This is a genomic window from Nocardia nepalensis (assembly GCF_048910785.1).
GTDB lineage: Bacteria > Actinomycetota > Actinomycetes > Mycobacteriales > Mycobacteriaceae > Nocardia > Nocardia nepalensis.
This window is the reverse complement of record NZ_JBKBET010000040.1, coordinates 98,742-124,968: the sequence shown is the minus strand read 5'-3', so window position 1 is coordinate 124,968 and position 26,227 is coordinate 98,742. Positions and strand designations below refer to the sequence as shown.

At 67.4% G+C, this 26,227-nt stretch carries 16 protein-coding genes; 12 read left to right on the top strand and 4 right to left on the bottom strand.

What is annotated here, in order from left to right; genetic code table 11:
- Positions 1-118 precede the first annotated feature (118 nt).
- Positions 119-295: a hypothetical protein gene (locus ACHQ4I_RS37945; protein ID WP_420776749.1), complete on the top strand. Its 177-nt coding sequence runs from the start codon at positions 119-121 to the stop codon at positions 293-295.
- Positions 296-375: 80 nt separating this feature from the next.
- Positions 376-1,176 (top strand): biotin--[acetyl-CoA-carboxylase] ligase, encoded by an 801-nt coding sequence (locus ACHQ4I_RS37940; RefSeq protein WP_420776748.1) that lies wholly within the window; start codon positions 376-378, stop codon positions 1,174-1,176.
- A 34-nt stretch (positions 1,177-1,210) separates the two neighbouring features.
- Here the strand turns inward: ACHQ4I_RS37940 and ACHQ4I_RS37935 are convergent, their stop codons facing one another.
- Positions 1,211-2,164, bottom strand: coding sequence for an acyl-ACP desaturase (locus tag ACHQ4I_RS37935; protein WP_420776747.1), 954 nt, complete (start codon positions 2,162-2,164; stop codon positions 1,211-1,213).
- 319 nt (positions 2,165-2,483) lie between these two features.
- Here ACHQ4I_RS37935 and ACHQ4I_RS37930 point away from each other — a divergent pair, with 319 nt between their 5' ends.
- Genes ACHQ4I_RS37930 through ACHQ4I_RS37920 form a run of 3 tightly spaced genes read left to right on the top strand, consistent with a single transcriptional unit; the run spans position 2,484 to position 5,002 of the window.
- Entirely contained in the window at positions 2,484-2,996 is a 513-nt protein-coding gene (locus tag ACHQ4I_RS37930; protein WP_420776746.1) for a PH domain-containing protein, read from the top strand.
- Positions 2,993-3,670: a response regulator transcription factor gene (locus ACHQ4I_RS37925; RefSeq protein ID WP_040686995.1), complete on the top strand. Its 678-nt coding sequence runs from the start codon at positions 2,993-2,995 to the stop codon at positions 3,668-3,670. Before ACHQ4I_RS37930 ends, ACHQ4I_RS37925 begins: the two co-directional genes overlap by 4 nt.
- Positions 3,671-3,688: 18 nt before the next feature.
- A complete protein-coding gene (locus ACHQ4I_RS37920; protein ID WP_420776745.1) occupies positions 3,689-5,002 on the top strand; it encodes a sensor histidine kinase in 1,314 nt (437 codons plus the stop codon).
- On the opposite strand, the gene ACHQ4I_RS37915 is transcribed toward ACHQ4I_RS37920, so the two are convergent.
- A complete protein-coding gene (locus ACHQ4I_RS37915; protein ID WP_420776744.1) occupies positions 4,999-5,541 on the bottom strand; it encodes a GtrA family protein in 543 nt (180 codons plus the stop codon). The genes ACHQ4I_RS37920 and ACHQ4I_RS37915 overlap by 4 nt on opposite strands.
- A gap of 110 nt (positions 5,542-5,651) precedes the next feature.
- Here ACHQ4I_RS37915 and ACHQ4I_RS37910 point away from each other — a divergent pair, with 110 nt between their 5' ends.
- The 6 genes from ACHQ4I_RS37910 to ACHQ4I_RS37885 all read left to right on the top strand — a co-directional run bounded on the left by ACHQ4I_RS37910 (position 5,652) and on the right by ACHQ4I_RS37885 (position 23,925).
- Entirely contained in the window at positions 5,652-6,878 is a 1,227-nt protein-coding gene (locus ACHQ4I_RS37910) for a 5-(carboxyamino)imidazole ribonucleotide synthase (RefSeq protein ID WP_420776743.1), read from the top strand.
- A complete protein-coding gene (purE, locus tag ACHQ4I_RS37905; RefSeq protein WP_420776742.1) occupies positions 6,871-7,371 on the top strand; it encodes a 5-(carboxyamino)imidazole ribonucleotide mutase in 501 nt (166 codons plus the stop codon). The genes ACHQ4I_RS37910 and purE overlap by 8 nt, the downstream gene beginning before the upstream one ends.
- Before the next feature lie 137 nt (positions 7,372-7,508).
- Complete coding sequence (locus ACHQ4I_RS37900; RefSeq protein ID WP_420777074.1) at positions 7,509-8,132, top strand: TetR/AcrR family transcriptional regulator; 624 nt, start codon at positions 7,509-7,511, stop codon at positions 8,130-8,132.
- A 159-nt stretch (positions 8,133-8,291) separates the two neighbouring features.
- Complete coding sequence (locus ACHQ4I_RS37895) at positions 8,292-9,452, top strand: acyl-CoA dehydrogenase (RefSeq protein WP_420776741.1); 1,161 nt, start codon at positions 8,292-8,294, stop codon at positions 9,450-9,452.
- A 364-nt stretch (positions 9,453-9,816) separates the two neighbouring features.
- Entirely contained in the window at positions 9,817-10,572 is a 756-nt protein-coding gene (locus tag ACHQ4I_RS37890; RefSeq protein ID WP_420776740.1) for a DUF6875 domain-containing protein, read from the top strand.
- Between the two features lie 12 nt (positions 10,573-10,584).
- Positions 10,585-23,925: an amino acid adenylation domain-containing protein gene (locus tag ACHQ4I_RS37885; RefSeq protein ID WP_420776739.1), complete on the top strand. Its 13,341-nt coding sequence runs from the start codon at positions 10,585-10,587 to the stop codon at positions 23,923-23,925.
- 33 nt (positions 23,926-23,958) lie between these two features.
- Here the strand turns inward: ACHQ4I_RS37885 and ACHQ4I_RS37880 are convergent, their stop codons facing one another.
- Both ACHQ4I_RS37880 and ACHQ4I_RS37875 read right to left on the bottom strand, forming a co-directional pair.
- Entirely contained in the window at positions 23,959-24,285 is a 327-nt protein-coding gene (locus ACHQ4I_RS37880) for a GNAT family N-acetyltransferase (protein ID WP_420776738.1), read from the bottom strand.
- A gap of 35 nt (positions 24,286-24,320) precedes the next feature.
- Positions 24,321-25,679 (bottom strand): FAD-binding oxidoreductase, encoded by a 1,359-nt coding sequence (locus ACHQ4I_RS37875; protein WP_420776737.1) that lies wholly within the window; start codon positions 25,677-25,679, stop codon positions 24,321-24,323.
- A 235-nt stretch (positions 25,680-25,914) separates the two neighbouring features.
- On the opposite strand from ACHQ4I_RS37875, the gene ACHQ4I_RS37870 reads away from it, so the two are divergent.
- Positions 25,915-26,226, top strand: a complete 312-nt coding sequence (locus tag ACHQ4I_RS37870; protein ID WP_420776736.1) for a hypothetical protein — start codon at positions 25,915-25,917, stop codon at positions 26,224-26,226.
- The last annotated feature ends 1 nt before the right edge of the window (position 26,227 follow it).

The window sequence follows — 26,227 nt, the reverse complement described above, 5'->3', positions numbered from 1 at the left end:
CCTGGGGGCGTCGGTAATTCGACCGAGGGGAGGTTCGGGGAAATGTTGGATCGGAGGCGGGCGCGCACTACGCGCGTGAGGTCCTGAGCGGTACCGAACAAACGAGGGAGGGAAACAAATGTGGGAGTGGAGTCGAAGAACCGCCGAGTACGCGTCGGCGGCGTCCTGGACCAGCTGGCAGAGCGTGCGGACCGAACCGACCGTAATCGAGGCGGAGCCCTGGGCTGAGGAGTCCACCACGGCGGAGGAGAGCTCCGACATGGCGGAATCCATCGAGTACGACCTCGTCGGATAGCTCCGAGCTTCGCGACCTGCCGCGGTGACAACGGCTCGACCTTCCACGGTAGATCAGCGCGCACCGAGTAACCTGCCGGTGTGCACAGGCCACCGTTGGATGCAGAGCAGTTGCGGCGCAGTCTCATCGAGTCGCCCGAGCTGTCGTTCTTCTCCCAGATCGATGTGGTGGAGTCGACCGGGTCCACCAATGCGGACCTGATCGCCCGGGCCGGAGACGCCGACGCCGATCGCGCCGTGCTCCTCGCCGAAACTCAGGAGCAGGGCCGGGGGCGGCACGCCCGCACCTGGATCAGCCCGCCGCGCGCACAGATAGCGATGTCGCTGTTGGTGCGGCTGCGCGGCATCGACCCGGCCGCGCTCGGCTGGCTGCCGCTGCTCACCGGTGTCGCGGTGGTGGACGCACTGCGCGCGAGCGCCGGTGTGGACGCGAATCTGAAGTGGCCCAACGATGTGCTGATCGATGGTCGCAAAGTCGCGGGCATCCTGGCCGAAGTCGCCTCCGGTGGTGGGGCGCCCGCCGTCGTCGTCGGGGTCGGCCTGAACGTCAGTCTCACCGAGGCGGAACTGCCGGTGCCGCATGCCACTTCGCTCACGCTGGCGGGCGCGAAGGTCACCGACCGTACCGAGCTCGTGCGGTCACTGCTGGCCGAATTCGCCCGCCGCTTCACCGCGTGGCACGACGCCGGTTGGGATGCCACCGACCTGATCGGCGTCTACCGCGAGCGGTGCGCCACCCTCGGCGCACTCGTGCGCGCCGAATTGCCCGGCGGCCAGACGCTGGAAGGCGTCGCCACTGATGTCGACACCGCGGGCCGTCTGCTGATCGGCGACCACGCCGTCTCCGCGGCCGACGTCACGCATCTGCGCGCCCACTCCTGAACCGCCGAACCCCTTGCGGGGCATCGGCGTTCGATTAGATGGGCTGCATGATGCCGCGGGCTGCTTCCCGGGCGAGCATGCGGTCGCGCTGTTCCTCGAACTTGAGCACATCCTGAGTCAGCTTCTCCAGAAATACGCCGAGTTCCTCGCGCGCCCGCTCGCCGCGCGGGCCGAAGTCGGTGCGGTCGAAGATGTTCCACTTCTTGAGCACCGGCTGGACCACCTCTTCGAGGTGCTGGCGCAGGTCGTAGATGCCGTGTTTGGCCATCAGCACGCCGTTGCGGCGGAAGTTCGGCATGCCGTAGCCGGGCATGACGAAGTTGGTGAGGATCTTGGTGATCGCCTCGACGGCCTGGTCGGGGACCAGATCCAGGCCCGCGGCGCACAGGTTGCGGTAGAAGATCATGTGCAGGTTCTCGTCGGCGGCGATGCGCTGCAGCATGCGGTCGGCGATGGCGTCGTCGCAGACCCTGCCGGTATTGCGGTGGCTGACCCGAGTGGCCAGCTCCTGGAAGGTCACGTATGCGACGTTGATCAGGAATCCGCCCCAGTTGTCGGGCGCGTGCATGCCGCGAGTCATGTGGACCATGCGGGCGTTTTCCAGCGCGACCGGATCGACGCCACGGGTGACCACGAGGTAGTCGCGCATGACGATGCCGTGGCGGTTCTCCTCGGCGGTCCAGCGGCCCACCCAGGTGCCCCAGGCGCCGTCCTGGGAGAAGTTCTCGGCGATCTCACGGTGATAGGAGGGCAGGTTGTCCTCGGTGAGCAGATTGGTGATCATGGCCGCCTTGGCGACTTCGTTGAGCTTGGACTGCTGCGGCTCCCAGTCCGTCCCGCCCATCGCGGCGAAGTTGCGCCCCTCATCCCACGGGACATAGTCGTGCGGGTGCCAGTCCTTGGCCAGCGACAGGTGACGCTCGAGGTTCTGTTCGGCCACCGGTTCGAGTTCGGTCAGGATTTCCAGCTGGGTCAGATCCTTGGTCACACACGCCTCCACAATTCGTAATCGACGTCTTGTCAAGCCGGACTTGTCTTTTCACAGGCAGATCGTCGCGCAGAACAAAACGAGAGCTTGTCGAACTGGCAGAGCCGGATCCCGGCCGGGTCGAGCGACTGCCGTCGGATCGAGGCTGATTGTTTCGAGCGACCTGCAAGCAATCGCTACGGTAGGTAGCGAACCTGTGCCGAAACTCGAGCGAACTCGAGAGGGACTCGAGCAACCGACGGCACGGGGTGACGATTCTGCAGCACGGCACGCGTCGCTGTCCACGCCTTTCGGCGTGTTCTCGCGGTAGGGTTCCGACATGGGTTATCCGGAGGAGGTGCTCGCCCCGGACGAGCAGTTGATACTCCATCGTCATCCGCATTGGAAAATGCTGTTCTGGCCGATCGTGACGCTCATCGTCGCCACCGCGCTAGCCGGATTCGCCGGAGGGTTCATCTCGCGCAAGGCCGAGGGCGAGGCTCGTTCGGTGCTGCTGATCGTGGTGCTCGTGGTCTGGCTCGGCATTCTCCTATGGCGTTGTGTCGCACCGATTGTCAGCTGGAAGTCCACGCATTTCATCGTGACCAACCGCCGGGTACTGATCCGTCACGGCGTGCTCACCCACACCGGCATCGATATCCCGATGAGCCGGATTTCGAGTGTGCAGTTCCGTCACGGTCTGTTCGACCGGCTGCTCGGCACCGGCACCCTGATCATCGGATCGTCTTCGGAAGAACCGCTCGAATACGACGACATCCCACAGGTGCAGCGGGTGCACGCCCTGCTCTACCACCAGGTATTCGAACAGTCCCGGGATAATCTGGGCACATGACCGCCGTACTGTTGGCCGAAGACGATGAGGCCATCGCCGCACCGCTATCGCGGGCGCTCGGGCGCGAAGGCTATTCGGTCACCGTCGAACGCTTCGGACCCGCAGTGCTCGAGCGCGCCCTCGAAGGCGATCACGATCTGCTCATCCTCGATCTCGGCCTGCCCGGCATGGACGGACTCGAGGTGTGCCGCCAGGTCCGTGCCCGCGGTGCCGATCTGGCCGTGCTGATGCTCACCGCGCGCACCGATGAGGTGGACTTCGTCGTCGGGTTGGATGCGGGTGCCGACGACTACGTTGGCAAGCCGTTCCGGCTGGCCGAACTGCTGGCCCGGGTGCGAGCGCTGTTGCGGCGCAGTGGAATCGGCGATGAGGCGGTCGAGGTCGGCGGCATCCGGCTGGAGCCGGCGGCGCGCCGGGTGCTGGTGAACGGCGTCGAAGTCGGTTTGGCCAATAAGGAATACGAGTTGCTCAAGGTGCTGATCGACCGGGCGGGCCAGGTGGTGCCGCGCGAGACGATCCTGCGCGAGGTGTGGGGCGATGCCGAGCTGCGCGGCTCGAAGACCTTGGATATGCATATGTCCTGGCTGCGCCGCAAGATCGGGGACGAGGGCCCGATGGCCGAGCGGCGCATCGTCACCGTGCGCGGGGTCGGCTTTCGTCTGAACACCGACTGATGTTGCGGCACAACTGATATGAGACGCAGAATTCTGCGATCGATCCTCACCGTGCTGACCATCACCACGGTGGTGCTCGGCGTCCCGCTGATCTACACCGCGTGGCTATGGGTCGAGGACATCACCCGCAACGACCTGGAGAACCGGCTCGAGCGCATCGCCACCGAGATCATCGCCCAGGAACACGGCGACGGCATGGTGCTCGGCGAGCTCGACACCCGCTTGGTGCGGCCGCTGATCCCCAAGGACGGCAAGCTGACCATCATCTATCCGGCGCCGCAGGACAATGCGTCCCGGCTCGATATCGGTGCGGAGCGCATCGACGACCCACTGGTGCAATCGCTCTCGATGGGCACCAAGGGTTCGTTGCGCCTGGAGATCCCGTCGGGTCCCATGCACGTGCGGCAGATCCAGGCCGTCGCGGTGGTGGCCTTCGCGGTGCTGGCCTCGCTCGGCGCGGCGGTGTCGGTGGCGATGATCACCGCGCGCCGGGTCGCCGATCCGCTCCGCGATGTGGCGGCCCGAGCCGCCCGGCTGGCCATGGGCGATTTCCGGCCCGATCCACGTCGGCATGGGATTTCGGAGCTGGACCGGGTTTCGGATGTGCTCGATTCGGCGACCGTCGAGATCGCCGGGCGGCTGCAGCGCGAGCACGCACTCGTCGCGGACGTCTCGCATCAGCTGCGCAGCCGCCTGACGGCGGTGCGGTTGCGGCTGGACGAGCTGTCCGCGCACTCCGATCCGGCCGTCGTGCACGAGGCCGAGGAGGCGATGGCACAGGTCGATCGGCTCACCGATGCCATCGACGATCTGGTGCGGGCGTCCCGCGATGAGGATGCCGCCGACCGCGATCCCGTTCCGGTCATGGACGAACTGCGCGGCGTCGTCGAGGAGTGGTCGCATCCCTTTACCGAGGCCGGACGGACGCTGCGGCTGATCGGTGACGAATCGCTGCGCGCGCCGATCACCGGATCCCGGTTGCGCGAAGCATTGGCCGTGCTGGTCGACAATGCGCTGATGCACGGCGGCGGCACCTGCACGGTGTCGGTGCGCACGGTGCGCACGGTCAGTGATCGCGAGCCGCTGGTGGTGGTCGAGGTGGCCGATGAGGGCGATGGTGTGCGTGACGAACTCGCCCCGCACATCTTCGACCGCGGCTTCTCGGCGGGCGGATCGACCGGTGTCGGACTCGCCCTGGCCAGGGCACTCATCGAGGCCGATGGGGGACGGTTGGAGTTACAGCGGCGCAGGCCCGCGCTGTTCGCGATGTTCCTGGGATCCAGTGCGTCGCCGCGGACGTCCAACGGCGCGCAGGTGCCGGAGCCGCGCTAGCTGCGGCCGAGCTGCTCTTCCTCGAGCAGCTCCTCGATTTCCTCGACGAGCTCACTGATCTCGTCGGGGAAGACCCAGCGCCGCATCGCCCAGAAGCGGAAGGCCATCTGCAGCAGATTGCCGATGATGAAGGCGCTGATGAAGTCCGCGATGTTCTCGACGGTGAAGCTCACATCGGGTTGGCGCAGGTCGAAGACATAGCTGGAGATCCACAGCGGGATGAAGCTCAGTACCACCCCGACGGCGCTGACGCCGAAGAACAGCAGTGCCTCGTGATGCTTCTCGCGCCCGCCGCGGTTCTTGAACGACCACTCGCGGTTGAGGATGTAGGAGCAGATGACCGCGATCACCCCGGAGATGATCTTCGCGGTGACCGGCTTGGTCTCCAGCACGGTCCACTTGAGCACATAGAAAATGCCCGAGTCGATGATGAAGGTGGTGGCGCCGACGATGGCGAATTTGATCAGTTCGCGGTGGCGGTATGCGATCTCCCGCATGGGCTTGGGGAGGACGTTGACCACGTCGTCGACGAATGACACAAGGCCCGAGTGTAGCGGTAGGCGGTGGCCTCGCCTGCGCTCGTCCGAGCGCAACGGACCGACGACGGACTCCGTCCGGCCGTGCCCGAATCCGATCATGGGCTCAGGACATGACAAGATTGCACGACGTGAGATCCCGCCGTTCGTTCGATCCTTCCGCCATGCCCACCGTCACCATGATCGGTGGTGGCCAGCTCGCGCGCATGACGCACCAGGCCGCCATCGCGCTGGGCCAGCGGCTACGGGTGCTCGTCGAGAGCCCGGACGATCCGGCCGCACAGGTGAGCCCGGAGATCGTGCTCGGCAGTCACACCGATCTGACCGCGCTGCGCAAGGCCGCGGTCGGCTCGCACGCACTCACCTTCGACCATGAGCATGTGCCGACCGAACATCTGGAGGCGCTGGTCGCCGAGGGTGTGAATGTACAGCCGCCGCCGCGCGCGCTGGTCTTCGCGCAGGACAAGCTGGCCATGCGGAACAAGCTGTCCGAACTCGGGTTGCCCGTGCCCGCGTTCGTGCCGGTCGCCTCGGTCGCCGACGCGGTGCGCTTCGGTGACGAGCACGACTGGCGGGTCGTGCTGAAGGCGGTGCGCGGCGGTTACGACGGGCGCGGTGTCTGGATGCCCGAGTCGGCGGCCGAGGCCGAGACGATCGTTGCCGACCAGCTCGCCCACGGTGTGCAACTGCTCGCCGAGGCCAAGGTGGATCTGAAGCGCGAACTGTCGGCGATGGTCGCCCGTTCGCCGTTCGGTCAGGCCGCGACCTGGCCGGTGGTGGAGACGGTGCAGCGCAACGGCCAGTGCGCCGTGGTGATCGCGCCCGCGCCGGAGCTGAACGCCGAATCGGCCGCGCAGGCCGAGACGCTCGCGCTGAACCTGGCCGGTGAACTCGGCGTTGTCGGTGTGATGGCGGTCGAGCTCTTCGAAACCAAGGACGGCGCCATCCTGATCAACGAATTGGCCATGCGCCCGCACAACTCCGGGCACTGGGGCATGGACGGCGCCTGCACCGGCCAGTTCGAACAGCATCTGCGCGCCGTGCTCGACTACCCGCTCGGCGATACCCGTCCGCTGGCCCCGGTCACCGTGATGGCGAATATTCTCGGCGCGGCCGAGGCGCCGACCATGTCGATGGACGAGCGGCTGCACCATCTCTTCGCCAGACTGCCGCACGCGAAGGTGCACATGTACGGCAAGAGCGAACGCCCGGACCGCAAGATCGGGCATATCAACGTGCTCGGCGACGACGTCGCCGTGGTGCGCGAGCAGGCCGAGCGCGCGGCGCACTGGATGTCGCACGCGATTTGGACCGACGGATGGGATCCCCACGGTGAGTAATGCGCAAGTTGGCCTGATCATGGGCAGCGACTCCGACTGGCCGACCATGGAGGCCGCCGCACTCGCCTTGGCGGAGTTCGACATTCGCTTCGAGGTCGGCGTCGTCTCGGCCCACCGCACCCCGCAGCGCATGCTCGACTACGCCCGCGACGCGGCGGGCCGCGGCCTGCAGGTCATCATCGCCGGCGCGGGCGGCGCCGCCCACCTGCCCGGCATGGTCGCCTCCGCGACACCGCTCCCCGTCATCGGCGTCCCCGTCCCCCTCAAATACCTCGACGGCATGGACTCGCTGCTGTCCATCGTCCAAATGCCCGCAGGCGTCCCGGTGGCCACCGTCTCCATCGGCGGCGCCCGCAACGCGGGCCTGCTCGCCGTTCGCATCCTCGCCGCCAGCGACCCCGCCCTGCGCACCCGCATGGAACAGTTCCAGGCCGGCCTGGAAACCATGGTCCTGGAGAAAGACCAAGCCCTCCGCACCAAGCTTCTCGGCTGAGCACGGTCGCAGACCCCCGGAAGTCACCACGATCTCGGCCATGCGGATCCGGTATCGGCGGGGGTCAGTACGGTGATCGGGTGGCGAATAATGAGAGTGCACGGCCGCGGAACGGCGACGATACTGCCCGGTTTCGGCTGACGGTCGTGGATCAAGCGCTGCGGTTGTTCGCCGAGCAGGGGTACGAGGCGACGACCGTGGACGAGATCGCCGAGGCGGCGGGGATTTCGCGGCGGACGTTCTTCCGGCAGTTCCGGTCGAAAGAGGATGTGATCTTCGCCGATCACGAATCGCAGTTGGCGCAGGCGGCGCAGTCCTTGGCGGCCGCGCAGGGGGATCCGTGGGAGGCGGTATGCACCGCGGTGGTCCAGGTGTTCGAGCGGTTCACGCAGTGGCGCGAGATCGCGGAGCGGCGGTATCGGGTGGTGCGGCGGGTGCCCGCGCTGCGGGAGCGCGAGATCGTGACCGTGTTCCGGTACGAGCGGCTGTTCACCGACTATCTGCGCGAGCGGCTGCCCGAGGTGCCGGATTTGGCGCGGGTGCAGTTCACGGCGGCGGTCACGGCCACGCACAACTACCTGCTGCGGCGCATGGTGCGCGGCGAGTCGGATGCCGGGGCGGCCGATCTGCGGGTGGAGTTGGCGGCGATTCCGCGCGGGCGAGGGCTGGGGGCCGAGGAATTGGTGGTCGCGGTGTTCCCCAGGAATATGCCGCCGCGACAGGTCGCCGACTTGGTGACCCGGCAGCTCGGAAATTTGTGACAGGAATCACGGTATGCAGTATCTGACACTCAGTGCCATGCTATAACCGCACTTGGCACACTTCTGTAGGCGTACACTCGACCTAACGATGGCACTGAGTGCCGAGCGCTGGGATTCGACCCGGCACCATCACGACCGACAAACCCAGGAGTGTGTCCCATGGCGGGAAACCCCGACTTCAATCTCTTCCAGCTCGAGGACTTCCACGACGAACTGCGTGCGGCCATCCGCGGACTGGCGGAGAAGGAAATCGCTCCCTACGCCAAGGACGTCGACGGCAACGCTCGCTTCCCGGAGGAGGCGCTCACCGCGCTGAACGCCGCGGGCTTCAACGCGGTGCACGTGCCGGAGGCCTACGGCGGCCAGGGCGCGGACTCGGTCGCCACCTGCATCGTGATCGAAGAGGTCGCCCGCGTCTGCGGTTCGTCCTCGCTGATCCCGGCGGTCAACAAGCTCGGCACCATGGGCCTGATCCTCAACGGCTCCGAGGACCTCAAGCAGAAGGTGCTGTCCGACATCGTCAACGGCGAGATGGCCTCCTACGCGCTGTCCGAGCGTGAGGCGGGCTCCGACGCCGCCAGCATGCGCACCCGGGCCAAGAAGGACGGCGACGACTGGATCATCAACGGCTCCAAGTGCTGGATCACCAACGGCGGCAAGTCCTCCTGGTACACCGTGATGGCGGTGACCGATGCGGACAAGGGCGCCAACGGCATTTCGGCGTTCCTGGTGCACAAGGACGACGAGGGCTTCGTGGTCGGTCCGCTCGAGCACAAGCTCGGCATCAAGGGATCGCCCACCGCCGAACTGTATTTCGAGAACTGCCGGGTGCCGGGTGACCGCATCGTCGGCGAGCCGGGCACCGGCTTCAAGACCGCACTGCAGACCCTCGACCACACCCGCCCGACCATCGGCGCGCAGGCCGTCGGCATCGCGCAGGGCGCGCTGGACGCCGCGATCGCATACACCAAGGACCGCAAGCAGTTCGGCACCGCGATCGCCGACTTCCAGAACACTCAGTTCATGCTCGCCGATATGGCGATGAAGATCGAGGCCGCCCGCCTCATGGTCTACACCTCGGCCGCCCGCGCCGAGCGCGGCGAGAAGAACCTCGGGTTCATCTCCGCCGCCGCCAAGTGCTTCGCCTCGGATGTGGCCATGGAGGTCACCACCAACGCCGTCCAGCTCTTCGGCGGCGCGGGCTACACCACCGACTTCCCGGTGGAGCGGATGATGCGCGACGCCAAGATCACCCAGATCTACGAGGGCACCAACCAGATTCAGCGCGTCGTCATGTCGCGCGCGCTGCTGCGGGGCTGACAGCTTCATACCGGCCGGGTGTTCCGACAGCTCTTTCCGAGCATCGGACATCCGGTCTTTTTTGTACCCTCGAAACCCCCAATCATCGGGGGCGTCGGCCGCGCGTCGATACAGCTGTCCCGGATAAATCCTGTGCAAGAGGCTGATTCGGCTGATAGCCGGAAATCGGCGCAGCGCAATATGCCGGCCGGGGTTTGCTGAACTCGGTCTTCGTAGGTGAATCGCTCAGGAAGGGCAGCGTGTTACGCTTTCTTGCAGCCCATTTCGTACAGAAGTTGTCCAAGGAAATTTGGTAGCTCGTTATCTTTTTAACTAGTCGTTTTGGGTGGATACTCGACTTCGTAAACAATTACGAGGTGGGTTTATGACCAAGATCGTAATTGGGCCGCGGTCGGGGATGAATTGGGTCCCGCTGTCCATGACCGAAATGCCATGTCCATTCACCCGAGGCGCGATGGACATGGTCCGCACCTGGGCCGAGGACCATTTGATGGCCGAGGACCCGGAACTGGGCCGCGACGGTCCGGTGTGTCCGTATGTCGGACCGTCCATTCGCCGCGACCTGATGTGGGTCGGCCGCGTACCCGGCGCACGTCCATGGCCGTCGTTCGTTCGGCTGGTGCTCTCCGACGCGATGCAGCTGTACCCGACCCTGCCGCCCACCGATGGTGATGCGGCGGTACTGCGCACGCTGATCGCGGTGTTGCCGGATCTGAAGGACTACACCCTGATCGATGAGCTGCACGCGGAGCTCAAGAGTGCGTTCGTGGCGCGCGGGGTCATGCTCGGACAGTTCTATCCCGGCTGTGCCGAACCGGGGCTGTGGAACAAGGACTATCGACCGTTCGATGCGCCGATTCCGATGATCGTCGTGCGCGACATGATGGCCACGGACTTCCCCTTCCTGGTCGCGAAGCCGGAGTGGATGTCGGCCTACTTCGAGAAGTTCGCGCCCGCACTGCCCGCCCATGTGCGCCATGTCGTGGTGAGCAGGCTGACCGCGAGTTCGATCACCGATGTCGAGGCGTATCACCTCGAGCCCGAGGCGGATCCGATCGAGGTGACGCGCGCTATAACCAACGGTAAACCGGTGCCCGCCGGGCCGCATCGAGGCGACTGATCCGGGTTCGTTATGTCGCACGGTCTGTCGCCCACCTGGGTAACGGCTCCGGGCGATACTCAGGTTTTCCCGCTCTCACCCGCGCAACTGGGCATGTGGTACGCCCAGCAGCTGGATCCTGATGTGCCGCTCTACGAGGCGCAGTACCTCGAGATGTCCGGGCCGCTCGATATCGATCTGCTGATCTGGGCGGGGCGTCAGGCCGCGCACGAGTTCGAATCCGGCGTGCTGCGGTTGATCGAAAAGGATGGTCGGCCGTATCAAGTGGTCGACCACCGGCTCGAGACCCCGGTCGGATATCTGGACTTCCGGTCCGCGGCCGATCCGGATGCCGCGGCGCTGCGCTGGATGCGCGACGATGTGGCCGCGCCGATCGATCTGCTCGGTGATCGGCTCGGGCGGTCGACCATTCTGCGGGTCGGCGCCGAACGGGTGCTGTGGTACACGCGTGTGCATCACATCGTGCTGGACGGCTTCGGCTCGGTGAGCGCGCTGTATCGGATCGCCGAGCTGTACAACGCGGAGCTGGCCGGTGTCGAGCCGCCGCCCGCGACGGCGTCGAGCCTGCGGGAGGTGCACGAATCCGAGATGCGCTATCACGGCTCGACGCGGTTCGCGACCGATGCGGCGTACTGGGCCGAGCGGATGGCGGACATGCCGCAGCGGTGCAGCCTGGTGGACGCGGTGGCGCCCGCGCATGCGCTCGGGCGCCAGCATCGGATCGAGCTCTCGGCACGGACGACCGCCCGGATCCATGCGGCGGAGTCACATTTCGGCGTCGGATCACCCGCGCTGGCGATGGCGGCGCTTGCGCTGTATTACGCGCGGATGACCGGTCAGCGGGAGGTGGTGCTGAGCCTGCCGGTCTCCGGTCGGGCCAATGTGATGCTGCGACGTTCGGGCGGCATGCTGGCCAATGTGGTGCCGTTGCGGATCGAGGTCAGCGATCGCAGCACGATCGCCGATATTGTCGCGGCGGTGCGGCTCGAGGTGTCGGGTGCGCTGCGGCATCAGCGGTATCGGCACGAGGAAATCCGGCACGGTGCGGGCGATTCCGAGGATGCGGTACCGGGACGGAGATTCGTCGGACCGGTTTTCAACATCATGCTGTTCCCGACCGAGGTCGAATTCAGCGGTCTCCGGACCGCACTGCACGTGCTGACCTCGGGCCCGATCGAGGACCTGTTCGTCAACCTGTACCAGCACGGCGCGGACAGCCCGATCCACGTCGACTTCACCGCCAATCCCGATCTGTACGACGCGGATTCCCTTGCGCGCCATCATCACCGGTTCATCGGGCTGTTCGAATCGATGCTCGCCGCCGCACCCGATACGCCGGTTCGGGATCTCGAATACTTCCTCGACGACGAGCGGCAGCTGCACGGTCCGGTGCGCGGGCCGGAGGTTCCGGCGGCACGGGTGTTGCCCGAGGTGCTGGCGGCGGGGTTGCGGGCCGCCGGTTCCAGCGCACCCGCGGTGGTCTGCGGCGATTGGACGCTGACCTATGGTGAGCTGGATCGGCTTTCGAATCGGCTGGCGCGCAGGCTGATCGGGCTCGGTGCCGGTCCCGAGGTTCCGGTGCTGGTCGCATTGCCTCGATCCATCGAATCGGCGCTGGCGTTCTGGGGTGTGGCTCGATCGGGTGCGGCATTCGTGCCGATCGGTGCCGGGAATCCGCGCGAGCGGGTGGCGCGGATGGCGACGGAATGTGGTGCGCGGCTGGGGATTACCGTGTCGGAGCTGGTTCCCGGGTTGCCCGATGATCTGACGTGGGTTTTGCTCGATGACGCTGATGAGTCGTGCGCGCGTCCAGTGCACGCCGAGGTCGTGCGTGCGGAGCAGGCCGCCTACATTGTGTTCACCTCGGGGTCGACCGGGGTGCCGAAGGGTGTTGTGGTTACCCATGTCGGGTTGGCCGGACTTGTTGTGGCACTGCGTAATTCGTTTAAGGCTGGGCCGGGGTCGCGGGTGTTGCATTGTCTGAATCCGAGTTTCGATGCCTCGTTGCTCGAGTTGTTGATCGCCTTCTCGGCCGGGGCGACGTTGGTGGTCGCGGAGGGGGACCAGGCGGCCGGGGGTGAGTTGGCGCGGGTGATCCGCGACTTCGGGGTGACGCAGTTGTGTTCGACGCCAGCGGTATTGGCGACCTTGCCCACCGGTGCGCTGGAGGGGGTGCGGGCGGTTTTCACCGGTGGTGATATCTGTCCGCCGGAGTTGGTGGCGCGGTTCGGGATCGGGCGGACGCTGCGGAATTCCTATGGGCCGACCGAGGCTACGGTCGCGGCGACCTTCACCGAGCGGTTGACCGTGGCTCGACCATCCGGATTGGGTCGGCCGGTGCCGGGCGTCGGGCTGCTGGTGCTGGACCAGAGGTTGCGGCCGGTGCCGATCGGGGTCGCGGGGGAGTTGTACATCGTGGGGTCCGGGCTGGCCAGGGGCTATGCCGGGCGAGCGGGGTTGACCGCCGAGCGGTTCGTGGCAAATCTCTTCGGACCGGCCGGAACTCGGATGTATCGGACCGGTGATCTGGTCCGCTGGCAGGGCGGACCGACGGTTGACGGGGACGGTCGGACGGTCGACGGGAACGGCAAGGCGCACACGCGCGCGGATCCGGTGCTGGAATACCTGGGCCGCACGGACTTCCAGGTGAAACTGCGCGGAATGCGGGTCGAGCCGGGTGAGGTGGATGCCGTGCTGGACGCGCATCCCGGAGTCGAGATCGCGGTGACGGTATTGCGGCGCACTCCGTCGGGAGCAGCGATGTTGGCGTCGTATGTCGTTCCGGTCGAAACCCCTGTGCGCCTAGATATTTCAGACCTACGCGAGTTCTGTGCGCACCGGCTGCCCGGACATATGGTCCCCGGGTCGATCACGGTGCTGGAGGCACTGCCGCTGACCGGCAACGGCAAGATCGACCGCCGCGCCCTGCCGGAACCCGAACCGGTCGAGACCGCCCCGGTCCGCGCGGCGGGTACGGCAACCGAACGCGCGCTGTGCACGATGTTCGCGGAGATCCTCGGCGCGTCGACGGTCGGCGCGGAGTCATCGTTCTTCGCCCTCGGCGGCGATTCGATCATGGCGATCCAACTGGTCTCCCGGGCCCGCGCCGAGGGCATGATCTTCACGGCCCGTGACGTTTTCGAGCACCCGACCCCTGCCGAACTGGCCGGATTCGTGACGACCCCGGCCATGGGCCGTCCGGTGCTGCGTGAACTACCGGGCGCGGGCATCGGCCGGATACCCCGCACCCCGATCGTCTCCTGGCTGCTCGAACAGCCGACCGACATCCGCCGTTTCGCCCAGTCGATGGTGCTGACCCTGCCGGTCGGCATCGACCGAACCACCCTGGTGCGCACCGTGCAGGCCGTCCTCGATCGGCACGACATGCTGCGCGCCATCCTCATGCACGCAGAGCTCGAGGTTCGCCCGGTCGGCGCGGTCGACGCGGAAACACTGCTGGTCCGTGCGCCGGACGGGGCAGCCCGCGCCCGGGCGATCGCGGACGCCACGGATCGTCTCGATCCGGAGCGCGGGGTAATGCTGGCCATGGCGTGGCTGGACGCCGGCCCAGGACGGGCCGGTCGGCTCGTCATTGTCGCGCACCATCTGGTGATCGACGCGGTGTCCTGGCGGATCGTGCTTGCCGATCTGATCGCGGCGTGGGGTCGGATCGCGGCGGGTGACGAGCCGCTGCTCCCACCCGTTGGCACGTCGATGCGGACGTGGGCGCACGCACTGGCCGTGGCCGCCGCCGACAATTCCGTGGTCGGCGAGTTGGACTACTGGTCGACGGTGCTCGCCACCGCTGATCCGCCGATTCGCAGCCTCGGCGCGGACGGGATGCGGCCGAGTACCGACGCGAACGCGCGAAGGCGCGAGCGCAGTGTGGTGCGGCTGCCGGTCGAGGTGACGAAGACGCTGGTCGAGCGGTTGCCGGTGGCGTTGCGGTGTGGGGTGGAGGAGGCGTTGTTGAGCGCCTTGGCGACTGCGGTGGCGCGGTGGCGCGGGGACGGGGGATCGGTGTTGGTGAGCGTTGAGCGGCACGGACGCGAGGAAGGGGTGGTGCCGGGGGCGGATCTTTCGCGGACGGTGGGCTGGTTCACCAGTCAGTTCCCGGTGCGGCTGGACGTCGAGACGGCGGGTGATCCGGTCGCGGCGTTGAAAGCGGTCAAGGAGCAGTTGCGCGCGGTGCCGCGGGGCGGGACCGGGTTCGGGCTGCTGCGGTATCTGAATTCGATTGGGCGGGAGCGGTTGTCGGCGGTGCGGCCGCAGATCGGGTTCAACTATCTCGGCCAGGTGACGGCCCTCGGTACCGGTGCGCCCTGGTTGCCGGACTCGATTGTCGAGGCGTTGGGCGGCATCGGCGATCCCGACCTGCCCGGAGCCGGTGTGGTCGCGGTCGATGCCGTGACGGTCGATACCGCCGAAGGACCTGTTCTGCAGGCGATCTGGCAGTTCATGCCTTCGATGCTGGCTCGTGCCGACGTGGAAGCGATTGCACAGCAATGGGTGTCGGAGCTCAGCGCGCTCGCGGATCTGCTGCGTGCACCGGATGTGGGTGGGTTCACGCCTTCGGATCTTCCGCTCGTATCCGCGACGCAAGAGCGGATCGAGGAATGGGAGTCGCGGTACCCGGCGTTCGAGGATGTCTGGCCGCTGGCGCCACTGCAACGCGGACTGCTGTTCCATACCCAACTGGCCGCCGGGCGCACCGACGGCTACTCGGTGCAAGCGGTGATTCAGTTCGATGGGCAGGTGGACCCCGCGCGACTGGAGCGGGCGGCTGGAGCGCTTGTGCAGCGGCACCAGGTATTGCGCACGGCCTTCCTGTCCGGGGGCGATGTGCCGGTTCAGCTGGTGCTGGAGAGGGTCACCGTGCCCTGGTCTTACGTCGAGGCGGATCCGGCCGAATGCGATGGGCTCGCCGATGCGGAACTCGCGACACCGTTCGCCCCGGATCGGCCGCCGCTGCTGCGCTTCCTGTGCGTGCGGTGCGGCGAGCGCGATGTTCGGTTGGTGATCACGAATCACCACCTGATCCTCGACGGCTGGTCGATGCCGCTGTTGTTCGGCGAACTGCTTGCGCTGTACGAAACCGATGGCGACAGTGCGGGATTCGCGGCAACTGTCTCCTATCGCCGCTACCTGGAATGGCTCGCGTCCCGCGACGGCCTCGCCGACGCTCGTGCCGCCTGGGCCGATGCTATGGACGGCCTTTCCGGGCCGACGCTGGTGACCGCTGGGCGGTCGATGATCGACTCGGTGGCATTCGACCGCGCGGCCTCGAACGGTCAGCCGGGTTCGGCGGGACCAGCCGAGCGGCGCAACGAACCGTCCGACAACGGATCGTCGAAGTCGATCCGAAACATAGCCGTCCCATTGACGGCATCGAATGTGTCAGCGCTGCAACATATTACGACTGAGTACGGCATTACCCTCAATACAATCGTGCAGGTCGCATGGGCGTTGCTGCTGGCGGAGTTGACAGGGGAGCACGACATCGTTTTCGGGTCCACCGTTTCCGGTCGTCCACCCGAATTACCAGGGGCCGAGCGCATCGTCGGCATGCTGGTGAACACCATTCCGGTCCGGATCGCCCTCGCGCCTGCCGAGTCGGTCGCGGATCTGCTCGCGCGCGTGCACCGCGAACAGGCGGCCCTGCTCGAGCATCACACGATAGGGCTCACGGATATTCAAGCGGCGGCCGGGATGGGGCAGCTGTTCGACACCGCGCTCGTGTTCGAGTCGTATCCGGTGGATGCGGCGGCACTTATCGCGGCAGCGGAGCGGGCGACACTGCGGGTCAGCGGGTTCCGCGCCTATGACGGCACGCACTATCCGCTGTCGCTGGCCGCGCACGGGCGCGATGGTCTGCGTCTGGTGCTGAATTGTTCGGCGCGGTATTTCGAGGCCGCCCAGGCGAATACGCTTGCCGATCGGCTCGCCCAGATACTCGCGCGAATGGGCGCGGATCCGAAACAGCGGGTTATCGAGGTGAGTGGCGCCGAACCGGGAGATGTGCTGCGGGCACGGCCGCAGCCGCTGCTGCTGCTTCCCGACATCCTGTCGGGTGGCGTCCGACCGGATCGGGTCGCGATACGTTATGGCACAACGGAATTGACCTACCGTGAACTCGACGAGCAGTCGAATCGATTGGCCAGGGTCCTGATCGATGCCGGTGCGAAGCCGGAAACCGCCGTGCTGCTCGCGGTGCCGCGTTCGCCGGAGTGGATGGTCGGGGTGTGGGCCATCGCGAAGACGGGCGCGGCCTTCGTACCGGTCGATCCGGCACAACCCACACCGCGGCTCACCGAAATCGCCGTCGACTGCGGCGCTCTGCTCGGACTGACCGTGGCGCAGGTGCGAGACCGGCTGCCTGATTCGCTGCCGTGGCAGGTGCTCGACGACCCGGCGGTCGCGGCGCGAACGGCGACTCCACCGACGCCTGCGCCATTGCGCGCGAGTCACCCGGCCTACGTCGTGTACACCTCCGGCTCGACCGGACTACCGAAGGGCGTGGTGGTCACGCATGCCGGGCTGAGCGGGCTGGTGGCGGGGGCCGCCGCGCACATCGGAGCCCGGCCCGGCGACCGCGTATTGCACTGTCTGAACCCGAGTTTCGATGGTGCCATCATGGTGTGGCTGTCGACCTTCCACTCCGGAGCGACCTTGGTGATCGCCCCGCCGGAGGCGAGTGCCGGTGCCGAGCTGTCCACGGTGATCACCGAATCCGGTGTTACCCATGTGTTCTCGACGCCCTCGATACTGACGACGTTGCCCGATAGCGCATTCGCCGGGGTACGGGTACTGGTCACCGGCGGCGAGCCGGCTCCGCCCGACCTGCCCGCGCGTCTCGGCAACGGCCGCGTGGTGCTGAACTCGTATGGCCCCGCCGAAACGACCGTGGCGGCGACGTGCACCGGCCCGCTGCGCCCGGACGACCCCGCCGATCTCGGCGCACCGCTGCCGGGAACCGGTCTGGCCGTGTTGGATTCGTGGTTGCGACCGGTGCCGCTCGGCGCGGCGGGCGAGCTGTACGTGATGGGCCCCGGACTGGCCCGCGGCTATATCGGACAGCCGGGACTGTCGGCGCAGCGATTCGTGGCGAACCCGTTCGGCACGGCGGGCGAGCGGATGTATCGCACCGGCGATCTGGTCTGTCGCGCTTCGCGATGGCGGCTGGAGTTCCTGGGGCGCAACGACTCCCAGGTGAAGCTGCACGGTATCCGCGTCGAGCCGGGTGAGGTCGACGCGGTGCTGCGCAAGTATCACGGGGTGGAGACTGCGATCACGGTGCCGCGTCGAGGCCCGGCCGGGGATCAGGTGCTGGCCACCTATGTGGTGCCGACAGCGGATGCCGTGCTGACGGCGGCACAGTTGCGCGACTACCTGTCCCAGCGCCTGCCGAGACATCTGGTGCCCGCGACGATCACCGTGCTGACGGAACTGCCCTTGACCGAAAACGGCAAGGTCGATCAGCGCGCGCTGCCCGAACCCGAACTGGCGGTCGCGGAATACGTCGAGCCGGTCGGCCGGGAACAGGTCGTCGCCGATGTCTTCGGCGCGGTACTCGGCCGCGAGCGGGTCGGCGCGGCCGACGACTTCTTCGCACTCGGCGGCGATTCGCTCTCGGCAACCCGGGTCGCCGCCCGGCTCGGCTCGGCGCTGGCGATTTCGGTGCCGGTCGCCATCATCTTCGAAGCGCCGACCGTCCGGGCGCTCGCCGCGCGACTGAGCGCGACCGCCGCGATGGACGCCACCGGCCCGCGACGCGGACCACGACCCCAGCGGATTCCACTTTCACCCGCGCAACAGCGGATGTGGTTCGTCAACCAATACGATCCCGATTCCGGCGCCTACAACGTACCGATCGCGCTGCGGCTCACCGGGCACCTGGACCTGGCAGCCCTCGAAGCCGCGATGCGTGACGTGCTGGAACGGCACGAATCGCTGCGGACGATGTATCCGGCCGGTGACGGTGTCGGATACCAGGTGATCATGCCGACGGATTCCGTTGTGCCGGAGCTCGAGCCGATCACCGTCCCCGACCAGGAACTGCCCGGCGCGATCATGGCCTGTGTCAGTGCGGGATTCGATGTGACCGCCGCGGTGCCGTTGCGGCTGTGCCTGTTCCGGCTCACGTCGGATACGCACGTATTGGTGCTGGTGATCCACCACATCAGCAGCGACGGCTTCTCGATGGGCCCACTGGCCCGCGATGTCATGACGGCCTACGCCGCCCGGCTGGACGGCGCGGCGCCCGACTGGACCCCGCTTCCGGTGCAGTACGCCGACTACGCGCTCTGGCAGCGCGAGCGTCTCGGCTCCGAGCACGATCCGGAATCGCCGATGGCACAGCAGATCCGGTACTGGAGCGACAGGCTCGACGGACTGCCCGACCAGCTACCACTGCCCGCCGACCGCCCCCGCCCGCCGACGGCATCGCTGCGGGCAGGCGCGATCTACCGCGAATTCGATGCCGAACTCACCGCCGGGATCGACGCACTCGCCAGCGCGAACCAGAGCACGCGATTCCAGGTGCTGCACAGTGCACTCGCGGTGCTGTTCGCCCGACTGAGCGGCACCACCGATATCGCCATCGGCACCCCGGTCGCGGGCCGTGGCGTCGCCGAACTCGACGATGTGGTCGGCATGTTCGTCAACACCCTGGTGCTGCGCACCGAAATCATTGCCGCGGAATCGTTCACCGAGCTACTCGGTCGCGTTCGGCGCACCGACCTCGACGCGCTCGCGCACGCCGATGTGCCCTTCGAGCGGCTCGTCGACCTGCTGGAACCGACCCGCTCGGCATCCCGGCACCCCTTGATCCAGACCATGCTGGTGTTCCAGAACCTCGTACCGGTCGAACTCACACTGCCGGACCTGCGCGCCGAGGTACTCGAACTCGATCAGCACAGCATCCGTTTCGATCTGAGTGTCACCGTCGCGGAGACCGATTCGTCCGGCCTGTCGGTTCGGATCGCGTATGCCACCGATCTCTTCGAACGTGCCACGATCGCGCACCTGGCCGAACGCTGGCTGCGTATGCTGCGCACGATAGTGGCCGATCCCGCGGTATCCGTTGGTGATATCGAATTGCTCGCGCCCGCCGAACGCCGGGATCTGCTGGCGCGCCGGACGCCGGTCGCGCGGTCACCGCGGGTGCTCGCGGACCTGCTCGCCGCCGCGGTCGCCGCGAACCCCCAGGTCGTCGCGGTGGTCGACGGCACTGCGGCACTGACCTACGCCGAACTCGACGAGCGTTCGAATCGGCTGGCCAGAGTCCTGATCGGAGCGGGTGCGGGCCCGGAGGCGCTGGTCGCGGTGGCACTGCGCCGGTCGCTCGAATCGGTGCTCGCGGTCTGGGCGGTGGCCAAAACCGGGGCCGCCTTCGTACCCGTCGATCCGGGCTACCCGGCCGAGCGGATCGAGCAGATCATCGCGGACTCCGGTGCCGGACTAGGCATCACCAGGAGTTCGCTCGGGCAGAGCCTGCCGGGTTCGGTCCGGTGGCTGACCATCGATGATCGGAACTTCATCGAATCTCTCGCCGCCACATCGGATTCGCCGATCGAACCGCGACGGATATACCCCGAGCACCCCGCCTACGTCCTGTTCACCTCCGGCTCGACCGGTCGACCCAAGGGCGTCGTCGTCACTCACACCGGACTCGCCAACCTCGCGGTGGCACAACGCGATCGCGTCGGCACCACCAGCGCCTCGCGCGTCCTGCACGTCGCCTCACCGAGTTTCGACGCCGCGGTCCTGGAACTCCTACTCGCGGTGGGCGCGGCGGCGACCCTGGTCATCGCGGGCCCCACCGCATTCGGCGGTCCGGAACTCGCGGAACTGCTGGTGCGCGAACGTGTTTCGCACATCGCTCTGACACCATCGGCGCTCTCCTCCGTCGACCCATCCGGATGCGACGCACTGCGCGTGATCATCACCGGCGGCGAGCCCTGCCCGCCCGAACTGGTCGCGCGCTGGAGCGCGCCGGACCGCCTGCACTTCAACGACTACGGCCCCACCGAGACCACCATCTGGGCCACCGGCAGCAACCCGCTGCGCGCGGGCGACGAGGTCACCATCGGCGGTCCCATCGCGGGTATGACCGCGCTGGTGCTCGACGTCCGGCTGCGCCCGGTCCCCGACGGTGTCGCCGGTGAGCTGTACCTGGCGGGCATCGCGCTGGCCCGCGGCTATCACGGACGCGGCGGGCAGACCGCGGCGCGATTCGTCGCCGACCCGTACGGTGAGCCGGGCGAGCGCATGTACCGCACCGGTGACCTGGTGCGTTGGCGCGGCCGCGATCTGGACTACCTCGGCCGCTCGGATCTGCAGGTGAAGCTGCGCGGCCTGCGCATCGAGCTCGGCGAGATCGAATCGGCGCTGCTCACCGATCCGGCGGTGGACCAAGCGGCCGTGAGCGTGCACGCCGATCCCGCGGTCGGCGAACTGCTGGTCGCCTACGTCGTCTTGGTGGCCGACGCCGAGTTCGCTCCCGACCTGCTCAAGAGCACTGTGGCACAGCGTCTTCCGTCTTATATGGTGCCGTCGGTCGTCATCGCGCTCACCGAACTGCCGCGCACCGCGAGCGGAAAGCTCGACCGCAAGGCGCTGCCCGCACCCGACCTGCGCGGCGGCCGATACCGTGCCCCCGAGACCCCCACCGAACGAGCGGTCGCCGAGACCTTCGGCGAACTGCTCGGTGTCGCGCGCGTCGGCCTCGACGACAACTTCTTCGCCCTGGGCGGCAATTCGCTGATCGCCACCCGCATCGTCGCCCGGCTCGGCGCCGCGCTGAACACTCGGATCCCGGTCCGCACCGTCTTCGACGCCCCCACCGTCGCCGACCTCGCCGAGGCGATCCGGGTCGCGGCCGCCCCACCCGGCCCGCGACCCGGACCGCGTGAACGACCGCCGCATCCCCCGCTCTCGGCGGCACAGCGGCGCATGTGGTTCCTCAACCGCTACGACCCGTCCTCATCCGCGCACAACGTGCCGATCGCGATCGAGGTCCGGGGCGAGCTCGACCCGGACGCGCTCCGGGCTGCCGTCGCGGATGTGCTGGCTCGGCACGAGTCGCTGCGCACCGTCTATCCGGTGGACGCCGCGGGCGACCCCTACCAGGACGTCCTGCCTGCGACGAAAGCCGTTGTACCGGTGGTTATCTCCGATATCAGCGGCCAGAACGCGGCGGAGCTGGCCATGCACGCGACCGCCAGGGGCTTCGATCTGACCCGCGAACTTCCGGTACGCGTCTGGCTGCTGCGGCTCGAGCCCGATCGCTCGGTGCTCGTTGTCGTCATGCACCACATCTGCTCGGACGGTTGGTCATTGGCGCCGCTGACCCGTGATGTGCTGCTCGCCTACGCCGCCCGCCGGGCCGGTGCCGCACCGCAATGGGAGCCATTGCCATTGCAATACGCCGACTACGCGATGTGGCAGTACGAATTGCTCGGCGCCGATGACGATCCCGATAGCACGGCGCACCGTCAGTTGGCGTACTGGCGCGACGCACTGGACGGGCTGCCGGAAGTGTCGGCGCTGCCCGCCGACAACCCGCGGCCGGCGGTGGCCACGCACCGCGCGGGGATGGTCGAGTTCGATATCGATATCGCTGTGCAGCGACGGATTCGCGAGATCGCGCGCTGGCACGGTGTGAGCGTCTTCATGGTGGCGCACGCCGCGCTCGCGGTGCTGCTCGCCCGGCTGTCCGGCGCGACGGATGTGGCGATCGGTTCGGTCACCGCGGGCCGCGGCGACGGCGAACTGGACGACCTCATCGGCATGTTCGTCAACACGCTGGTCCTGCGCACCCGGGTCGAACCGGACGCGACCTTCGAAAACGTCCTCGCCACAACCAAAGACGCCGATCTGGACGCCCTCGGCAATGCCGATCTGCCCTTCGAGCGCCTGGTCGAGGTGCTGGCACCGGCCAGGTCTACCGCGCATTCGCCGCTGTTCCAAGTGATTCTGGTGTTCCAGAACTTCGAGCGGGAACAGCTCCAGCTGCCCGGCCTGGAAATCAACACGCTGTCACTCGCCGCGGTCGGGGCCAAGTACGACCTGGAGTGGATGCTGGCCGAGGAGGTCGACGCCGACGGCGCGCCCGCCGGTATCACCGGAACACTGACTTTTGCCCGCGACCTGTTCGAGCAGACGACCGCGGAAATCCTGACACGCAGATTCGTTCAGGTACTCCAGGAGGTGACCGCGGACCCGTCCGTCGTCATCGGCGACCTCGACGTCACCGCACCGCCGGGCACGGTCGTGCACCAGGCCCCGCCGAGGGCCGCGCGGCGCACCGATCTGCCCTACCGCCCGCCGGTCACCAGCACCGAACAGCTAGTGGTCGAGGCCTTCGAAGCCGTACTCGGTGCGGACCGAATCGGCCTGGACGACAACTTCTTCGAACTCGGCGGCACCTCCATGGTCGCCGTCCGGCTCGTCAACGAAATCCGCGAACGCAGCGGGTTCAATATGCCGGTGCAGTGGATGTTCGGCGAACCGACCCCCGCCGTCCTCGCACAACGCATCGTCGAGGGGGATCAGCCAGGGGCCGATCCGGCACTGCGCACCGTGCTGCCGCTGCGCGCGACGGGCGCGGGTCCGGGCCTGTTCTGCATTCATCCCGCGATCGGATTGGCCTGGTGCTACGCCGGTTTGGTGCAACACCTCGACGGCGACCACCCGATCTACGGCGTGCAGTCACCGGCCCTGGCCGAGGGCGTCCAATCCGATATCACCCTCGTCGAACGCGCCGCCCGCTATGCCGACCAGATTTTGCTGACCCAGCCCACGGGTCCATACCGGGTGCTCGGCTACTCCGCGGGCGGCCCGCTCGCGCACGCGGTAGCCGTCGAACTCCAGCGCCGCGGCGCGCAGGTCTCGGCTCTGGTCATCATGGACGGCCGCGCCGATGTCGAACCCGAGAGCGCCGTCGAGATGCCACCACCCGAGGCACTGTTGGCCGAATTCGGCGGCATCGACCCCGCACTGCTGCAGAACGTAGCGCAAGACGCACAACTCGCCGACCGCGCCGCCGACCTGCTGCACGCCGCTGGTGGCACCTTCGCGGCGCTGACCTCCGCCGACCTGGAAAACCTCTACCTCGACTACCAGCAGCTCATCCGGGAAAGCGCCGACTATCGTCCGGAGGTCTTCGACGGCGACGTGCTCTTCTTCAGCAGCACCAACGGCCGACCGGGGTACATCCCGAATGCCGAAACCTGGCGTCCCTACATCACCGGGACCGTCGCCGACCACCAGGTCGACCAGGAACACAACAAACTCACCGGCCCGGAAGCCCTCGCGGTGATCGGTCCCATCCTGGCCGACTACCTGCGCTGAGCTTTTCGAGCGACCCGCAAGCGATCGCTACGGTTAGGCGACCAGATCGGCGTACTCGCCGTGCTCCGCGATGTACTTCTCGACGTACCAGCAGGTCGGGACGATGGCAAAGCCCGCGGCTCGGGAATCGTCCAGCGCGTATTCGACCACCTGGGCGGCCACGCCACGGCCACGGAACTCCGGAAAGGTCATGGTGTGGTGGAAGTCACGCACTTTTCGGGGACGGTAGTCGGCGGAGCCGACGGGGCGGGTGAGATCAGCATCATCGCGTTCGGCGTAGTCGGCGTACCCGGCGAGGGTGTCGTCGAGATAGATCTCGAATCGGGTATCGGCGACATTGTGCTCGAGCCTGGTGGTCATGATCGAGTGAAACTCCTTCGCGGCCGGGAATGTTCCTAGAGGATCGCGCCTGGGTTGAGGATGCCATGCGGGTCGAGCGCATCCTTGATGCGCCGGGTGAGCGACATCACATCGGGGCCCAGCTGATCGGGCAGCCACGCCTTCTTCAACCGGCCGACCCCGTGTTCGCCGGTGATCGTGCCGCCGAGTTCGATGGCCAGATCCATGATCTCGCCGAAGGCGCGGTGTGCGCGTTCGGTCATCGCCGCATCGGCCGGGTCGTGCACGATGAGTGGGTGGGTATTGCCGTCCCCGGCATGCGCGATCACCGAGACCAGCACCTCGTTGCGGGCGCCGATGGCCGCGATCCCATTGACCAGATCGGCCAGTCGCGGCAATGGCACGCCGACATCCTCGAGCAGCAGCGGCCCGATCTTCTCCACCGCCGGGATGGCGAAACGTCGTGCGGCGGTGAAGGCCTCGCCCTCCTGCGGATCCTCGGTGTGGAAGACCTCGGTGGCACCGAACTTTTCACAGATGCCCACCATGACCTCGGCCTCGTGCCTGGCGAATTCGCCCGGCGCATCCGAGCGCGCGACCAGCAGCGCCGCCGCCTCGCGATCCAGACCCATCCGCATTTCGTCCTCGACCGCGTTGATCGCCACCGCGTCCATGAACTCGAGCATGGCGGGGCGCAGCGTGCCGGTAATGCCGAGGATGGCCTCGGTGGCGGCGGTCAGCGTCGCGAAGCTCGCGACCACGGTCGACTGCGGTGGTTGCGCGGGCAGCAGTCGCAGGGTGAGTTCGGTGATGACGCCGAGCGTGCCCTCGCTGCCCACGAACAGCTTGGTCAGCGATAGGCCGGCCGAATCCTTGAGCCGCGGTCCGCCGAGTCGCACCACCGTGCCATCGGCGAGCACCACTTCCATGCCGAGCACGTAATCGGTTGTGACGCCGTACTTCACACAGCACAGGCCGCCCGCGTTGGTGGCGGCATTACCGCCGATCGAACATATCTCGAACGACGACGGGTCCGGCGGGTACCACAGGCCGTATTCGGCGACCGTGCGTTTGACCTCCGCGTTGAGCAGGCCCGGCTGGACCACCGCGGTGCGGGTGACCGGGTCGACGGTGATCGCGCGCATGCGTTCGGTGCTGAGCACGATGCCGCCGTCGACGGCCGTCGCCCCACCGGACAGGCCGGATCCGGCTCCGCGTGGCACCACCGCGACCCGGTGCTCGTGCGCCCATCGCAGGGTTGCCGCGACATCTTTGGTAGCGGTCGCGCGGACCACCGCCAGCGGCGTGCCCGCGTCGGGGTCACGCGCCCAGTCCTGCCGGTAGCCCGCCAACAGGTCGGAGTCGGTGAGCACCGCACCGTCGGGCAGGCGGGAGATCAGGTCATCCAGGTCCACACGACTCACGCTATACGGCCGGTGGCGGGCATGACCGAATGCCGGGGCGGGCCGTCGACTGTAACAGTCGCGGCCCCGGTTCTCCCTGGAGATTTGCTACAACGCGGAGACCGGCGTGATGTGGGGCGTTCCAGTGGTGCCGGGCCGGTTCGACAGTAAGAATTCCGGCAAAGGCACCCCGCGTTATCGGATGGGGGTGCCCGAATGTAGGTGCGCATGGCACCGAGGAGGCCTCATGCACGTCGAGTCGCCGGACTACCGCGAACTGGTCGCCGCAGTGTTCTCCTACGAACTCGCCGATGGCGGCATCGATCCGGACGCGCTGCGCCGCATTCACGCCGGCGACCTGACCGAATGGATCACGGCACTGGATCGCTCCGGCATATTCGGCAAGACGGCCGTCGCGACCCTGTCCGACCAGTGGCAACGCGACCCGCGCATCCTGTTGGACGCCCTGCTGGAGGACGTCGACGACGTCACCCGCCACCGCTGCCTGGTCGCCTGGTCGGCCCTGGAGCGCCGCTCACCGCTCATTCGGATCGGCTGAT